This window comes from Actinomyces ruminis (assembly GCF_002154335.2).
GTDB lineage: Bacteria > Actinomycetota > Actinomycetes > Actinomycetales > Actinomycetaceae > Actinomyces > Actinomyces ruminis.
The window spans coordinates 1-1,310 of the sequence record NZ_MTPX02000095.1 but is presented as its reverse complement, the minus strand read 5'-3'; the positions used below and the strand labels follow the sequence as shown (position 1 = coordinate 1,310).

The following is a 1,310-nucleotide window of genomic DNA, read 5'->3' as shown; positions in this document are numbered from 1 at the left end:
GGCGTCGTTCTCCTCACTCCAGGGGATACCGAACCCAGTACACGTAGCCGTCCCATCCTTGGGCTGCAAAGTCAACATGGACGCCGCAGCCGTGATCGTCGCCGTAGTCGACCCCGCCGTAGCCGTCACGGTCACCTCCTTGGGTGTGTCACCGGTGGCCCACACCCAGGTATCCATACCCACAATCGTGGCCCCCACATCCCCATACATCGGGTTATAACTGATCGTCGCAGTAGGGATCGTGACTGAGTCCCACGCCGCCTGCGCCAGAGTCGCCCCATCAACCTCCGGGGCGGGAGCAGACTCGCCTGCAGGCACATACACCGGGCCGTTTGATCGGAAGTCTCCGGCTAGCTTCTGGTACTCCATCGGATCGTCACCGCTGTAGTACTTCCAGTCGCACCACGGCTTATACCAGTAACCCTCCGTATCATCCGCATAGGAGTCGTAATCGGGATACTCAGACTCGATATACGACCGGATACCACCCCAGTTGCCATGCACCGAATACTCTTTCTCCGCCTGGTCGGAGTCAATCCACTCCGCGACCTCCGCACCCGTCCGATCCTGCTCATACCAGCACACCGGATGCACAGTGGCGGTCACCGACTGCGACCACGCCTCAGCACCGCCAGAACCAGCCGACCCATCCGCCGCCGCCGACGTCGACTCCGCATACACCGTCATCGTCACCGAACCATCCCCACCCTGCACAACCGAACCAGACGACAAACCAGAACCTTTGGAACGTAGATCATTGGCGAATGCAGGTGAGGCGAGCGTCGACACACAGATCACTGCTGCAAGTATGGCGAAAATGCTACGACAGTTACTCATAGTCACGACTCCACCGCGCATTCATTCGTCGACAATGTGTCTTCTTTTGAAGTGACCCATCCCGCACCCTCATCAACCATGGTAATCAGCACCTCGTAGCGCCCCTGAAGCGCCTCTGGATCAGTGTTTTCTTCACCCGAGACGTCGTACGACGTCAGATCGGACTGGTCGTCACAAACAAGAATCTGAGCTTGATGCGGGGATATGGCGACCACCTCCCTGACCGAGATGCGCACCACACCCTCGACGGTTTCACCTTTTACGGCCTCGTAGTTGTCGGATATGTATTGGTACTCTTCATCAGTGGTGAGGGGTTCGGCGTTCTCGATGCCGGTGCCGGTGAACCAGATGTTCCAGGTGACCTGGTCGTAGTTGACGAACGCCTTGAGGACCTCTGCCTGCTGCTCATCCAGATCCTCCGGGATCGACGTAATCACATGCCGCTCAGTGGACAGCGACTCCGCCGTCACCAC

At 58.5% G+C, this 1,310-nt stretch carries 1 protein-coding gene and 1 pseudogene; both read right to left on the bottom strand.

Annotation, left to right across the window (positions count from 1 at the left end; translation table 11 throughout):
• Nucleotides 1–606: hypothetical protein (locus BW737_RS15420; RefSeq protein ID WP_143233431.1), on the bottom strand; the 606-nt coding region annotated here is incomplete at its 3' end.
• Nucleotides 607–839: 233 nt separating this feature from the next.
• Nucleotides 840–1,310, bottom strand: a pseudogene (locus tag BW737_RS16410) (hypothetical protein); the annotation flags it as partial.